At 64.3% G+C, this 4,798-nt stretch carries 4 protein-coding genes; all 4 read right to left on the minus strand.

What is annotated here, in order from left to right:
- The coding region (locus EN969_RS17280; protein WP_127419266.1) for an ATP-binding cassette domain-containing protein at positions 1-822 on the minus strand (822 nt) is incomplete at its 3' end.
- 91 nt (positions 823-913) lie between these two features.
- The gene (locus tag EN969_RS17285) at positions 914-1,768 is read right to left on the minus strand and encodes a MetQ/NlpA family lipoprotein (RefSeq protein WP_013528557.1); all 855 of its coding nucleotides are present in this window, start codon (positions 1,766-1,768) and stop codon (positions 914-916) included.
- Between the two features lie 244 nt (positions 1,769-2,012).
- Complete coding sequence (locus EN969_RS17290; protein ID WP_063169690.1) at positions 2,013-3,500, minus strand: aldehyde dehydrogenase; 1,488 nt, start codon at positions 3,498-3,500, stop codon at positions 2,013-2,015.
- On the minus strand, positions 3,497-4,690 hold the full coding sequence (locus EN969_RS17295; RefSeq protein WP_063169691.1) for a cytochrome P450: 1,194 nt from the start codon (positions 4,688-4,690) through the stop codon (positions 3,497-3,499). Before EN969_RS17295 ends, EN969_RS17290 begins: the two co-directional genes overlap by 4 nt.
- Positions 4,691-4,798: the final 108 nt, after the last annotated feature.

The following is a 4,798-nucleotide window of genomic DNA, read 5'->3' on the forward strand; positions in this document are numbered from 1 at the left end:
CGCTGCCAGCTCGGCCGGCAGCTGCGGCCTGATGGCGCCGAGCAGGCTGCGTGTGATCTCGGAGCGTGGGTCGGCAAACACCGACCAGACCGGCCCTTGCTCGACGATGCGTCCGGCGTCGATCAACGCCACGCGGTCGGCGATGGAACGGATCACCTCCATCTCATGGGTGATCAAAAGGATGGTCAGGCCAAGCTGCCGGTTGATGTCCTTGAGCAGTGCGAGGATGGAGCGCGTCGTCTCCGGATCGAGCGCCGAGGTGGCTTCGTCCGACAGGAGCAGCGCCGGGCGCGCGGCAAGCGCCCTGGCGATGCCGACCCGTTGCTTCTGGCCGCCCGACAGCGACGCCGGATAGGCCTTGGCTTTCTCCGACAGGCCGACAAGATCGAGCAGTTCGGCGGCGCGCTTCAGCCTCTCGGCTTTCGGCCGGCCCTCGATCTTCAGCGGCAGCGCCACATTGTCCTCGACGGTCTTGGCCGACAGCAGGTTGAAATGCTGGAAGATCATGCCGATGCGCCGCCGCAGCGGCTGCAGGTCGCGCTCGCCGAGCCGGCTGATCTCGCGGCCCTCGATGAACACCTCGCCGGAGTCAGGCCGTTCCAGCCCGTTCAGGCAGCGGATCAGCGTCGATTTGCCGGCGCCGCTGCGGCCGATGATACCGAGGATCTCGCCCTTGCGCACGGTCAGCGAAATGCCGTCGAGCGCCGCCGTCACACCGAAATGGCGCTTCAGGTCGACAAGGCGCACGACATCCTGAGATGCGTCGGGCCGGGTCTGGGTCGGATCGGCGGTCTCCCCGGATGCCGTGATATGCTGGTTCATGAATATTCCTGTTCCCGAAAACGCAATCGCGGCCCGCGCCTGAGCGCGGACCGCTGTTGCTCTCGAACCGGGCTTCCGGCCGAGGACCGGATCAATAGGCGCTGAGGCCGGTGCCCTTGTAGACCTTGTCGAACTCGGCCTTCACCGCCTCGTTCTGATAGGAAGCCACCAGCGTCTTCACCCAGGCCTCGTTCTCGTTACCGGTCTTCACCGCGATGAAGTTGCGGTAGGGATTGTCGGCGATAGGCTCCTGCGCGATGCGGTTTTCCGGCGACAGGCCGCTTTTCAGCGCCCAGTCGGTGTTGACCACGGCCGCATCGAGATCCTCGACCGAGCGGCCGACGATACCGGCGTCAAGTTCCTTGATCACCACCTTCTTCGCGTTCTCGGCGATGTCGGCGGTGGTGGCCAGAATGCCGGTGCCATCCCTGAGCTTGATCACGCCCTCGTTCTGCAGCACGCGCAGCGCCCGGCCTTCATTGGATGGGTCGTTGGGCACGCCAATGACCGCGCCCTCGGGCAGGTCGGCAACCTTGCTGAACTTCTTAGAGTAGAGGCCGATCGGCCAGACGCCGGTATAGCCGACACGGACGATGTGGTAGCCTTGCGTCTTGATCTGGTTGTCGAGATAGGGCTGGTGCTGGAAGGCGTTGGCGTCGATCTCGCCGCGCTCCAGCGCTTCGTTGGGCTGGGTGTAGTCGTTGAATACCACCGTCTCGATGGCAAGGCCCTTTTCGGCGGCTTGCGCGACGACGACGCGCCAGACGTCCTCGTCCTCGCCGCTGATGATGCCGACCTTGATCGCCTTCTTGTCCTCGGCAAACGACGCATGCGGTGCAATCAGGCTGCCGATCGCGACGACTGAGGCGAACAGCAGAGCAAGGCCACTGCGCCGGTTGACGGTTGACCCGGGGGAAGATGGCAAAGTGTTCTTGAAGTCAGTCATGATTGATCTCTGCGGTTGTGAAGTCATGGCAGCGAGGCGGATTGCCTAGCCTTGGTCGCATCCTCAGAAATTCTATCAAGTTTATCAAAGAACGCGTTTCGCCATTCTCGCCAAAGCCGGGAATATTCTCTCAAAATTTTCAAGAGCGTGAGCAAAAGCCGCTGCTTGGCCGGCCGCAGCGGATCGCGGCGCGATCTTGCGCGCGTCTGGAGGTCGTCAGATTCTCAGAGAGCTCAGCGTGCCGTCAAAGCGCGATCCAGGCCGCCTTCAGTTCCAAATATTTCTCCAGCGCGTGCAGCGACTTGTCGCGGCCGAAGCCGGACTGCTTGACGCCGCCGAGCGGCACGGTGATGTCGGCGCCGCCATAGGTGTTGACGTGGACGACGCCGGCATTGATGGCGCGCACCATGCGATGCGCGGTGGAGAGATTGGCGGTCCACACCGCGGAGGCAAGCCCGTAGACGGTCGAATTGGCAAGCCGAACCGCCTCCTCCTCGGTCTCGAAGCGCATGACGCCGAGCACCGGCCCGAACACCTCCTCGCGCGCCAACTGCATGTCCTGCATGACATTCTCGAAGATCGTTGGCGCCATGTAGCTGCCACCGGTCTCGGTCAGCATCCGCTGGCCGCCGGTGACGAGACGGGCACCTTCTTCCGTGGCCCTGGCGACGAAACCGAGGTTCTTGTCCAGCTGTTCGGCGCTCGATACCGCGCCGACATCGCTGGTGAGATCAAGCGGATCGCCGACTTTGAGCCGCATGGTTGCCGAGAGCAGTTCGTCCATGAAGCGGTCGTAGACCGCTGACTGGACGAGAAGCCGCGAGCCGGCGACGCAGACCTGGCCGGAATTGCGGAAGATGCCATTGGCCGAGACGACCGCTGTCTGTTTCAGGTCCGGGGCGTCGGCAAAGACGATGTTCGGCGACTTGCCGCCGAGTTCGAGGAAGACGCGCTTCAGATTGGAGCGAGCGGAATATTCGAGCAGCCGCCTGCCGACCGGGCCGGAACCGGTGAAGGCGATGGCGTCGACATCCATATGCAGGCCGAGCGCCTCGCCGGTGACCGCGCCAAGCCCGGTGACGACGTTGAGCACACCGGCGGGCAAGCCGGCCTCGCTTGCCAGTTCGGCCAGCCGCAGCAGCGTCAGCGAGGCGATCTCCGGCGGCTTGACCACCACGCAATTGCCGGCGGCAAGTGCAGGCGCGATCTTCCAGGCACCGATCATCAGCGGGAAATTCCACGGCACGATGACGCCGACGACGCCGAGCGGCTCCTTGTGGATCAGTCCGAGCACATTCTCGGCCGTCGGCGCTATCTCGCCATAGACCTTGTCGATGGCCTCGGCATAGTAGCGGATGGTGCCTGCCGCCGACAGCGGTTCTGCCTTGTAGGCCATGCCGATCTCGGTGCCGTTGTCGCGCACACCGAGCACGGCGAGCTCATCGGCGTGTTTCTCGACCAGCTCGGCGAATTTCGTCAGCACCTTCTTGCGAAAGGCGGGTGTGGCGCGCGACCACGAGCCCTTCTCGAACGCCTTGCGCGCCGACTTCACGGCGCGGTCGATATCGGCGGCGTTGCCGTCGGCGATGCTGGCGAAAGGTCGGCCGTCGATCGGCGACGTCACCGGCAGGCTTGCGCCGCTTGTTGCCTCGACCTGCACGCCATCGATGAACAGGCCCTGCGCGCCGATCTCCGTCTTGCGCAGCGTTTCGATGGCATTCTGACTGATCATTGGTGACGGACTCCAAGGGAAACATGCAATGTGGTTGGCGCGCGGAATTCCCAGCCGCGAAACACCGGTTCCCTGCTCGGCACAAGGCTGAGATCGGGGAAGCGTTGGAGCAACAGCCGCACCGCAAGGCACATCTGCTCGCGTGCGAAGAACCGGCCCGAACAGAAATGATGGCCGAAGCCGAAGGCGGCATGGTTGCCTTCGTTGCGGTTGATGTCGAAGCGGTCGGGATCGGCAAAGCGGCTCTCGTCGCGGCTTGCCGAAGCGACGAGGGCGGCGACGGCAGCGCCGGCCGGGATCGTCACGCCGCCAATCTCGACTGCCCGCGTCGTCTGCCGCGTCTGCGTACCGATCGGCGCCACCCAGCGCAGGCCCTCGTCGACCGCCCTCGGCACGAAAGTCTCGGGATCGGCGAGCACCTGCCGCAATTGCTCGGGATGGGCCAGCAGGCCGGCGAGGATCGAGCCGGCGCCATGTCCGGGCTCCTGCATGCCGCCAAGCAGAATGACCTTGATGCTGGGCATCAGAAAGTCGATCGGCCGCGTCGTGCCCTCCGGCATGCCGTCATGCAGCATATGCGACAGCGCCGAGTCATCTGGCTGGCGCGCAAGTCTTTCCAGCGTCGGCAGGATGGCGTCGCCGACCTCGGCACTGATTGCGTCGGCGATCTCCTGCCGTTTCGGATCGTTCTCGAAATTGATGGCGCCCTGGGCAAGGCCGTAGAACCAGCGGCGCAGCGTCGGCATATCGATGCCGGCAAGGCCGAGCGAGCGCGCCAGGCTGAGCGTCGACACCGGCTCGAAATAATCGGTCATCAGCTCGGCGGAGCCCTGGTTGACGATCCGGTCCAGAAAAGGTTCGGCAATCGACCGCACGAGGTCGCCGGCATAGGCGGCGACGGTGCGCGGCCGGTATTTCGGGTCGACGCCTTGGCGCAGTTGCTTGTGCGTCTCGCCATCGGTGGTCAGGATGGTCGGCTTGCCGAAGGAACGCTCAACTGGTGACGAGCCGACGACGGCGGAGAAGATCTCGGGCGACTTGGCGACGCTCTCGACATCCTTCCAGCGGGTGACGAACCAAAGATTGACCGCCGGCACGAAAGCGACCGGCGCACTGCGCCTGAGCTCTGCATAGATCGGGTAGGGATCGGCTTCCAATGCCTCGACGGTGATATTTTCGGCAAAGCTCAAATCCGCCACTCCCCTTGTGGTGTAAGGGGCGGCGTGGCATGCCGCCCCTTTGCTTTTCTCAATCTTTCAGCGGCTGGCCGAGGGTTTTGAACGCGACCGGATCGCGGC

It is taken from the genome of Mesorhizobium sp. M7A.F.Ca.CA.003.01.2.1, assembly GCF_003998945.1.
Taxonomy (GTDB): domain Bacteria; phylum Pseudomonadota; class Alphaproteobacteria; order Rhizobiales; family Rhizobiaceae; genus Mesorhizobium; species Mesorhizobium ciceri.

Bases quoted from the DNA above. Each gene is read 5' to 3' on its own strand.
- EN969_RS17285 (WP_013528557.1), bottom strand. From the start codon at position 1,768: ATGACTGACTTCAAGAACACTTTGCCATCTTCCCCCGGGTCAACCGTC.
- EN969_RS17290 (WP_063169690.1), bottom strand. From the start codon at position 3,500: ATGATCAGTCAGAATGCCATCGAAACGCTGCGCAAGACGGAGATCGGC.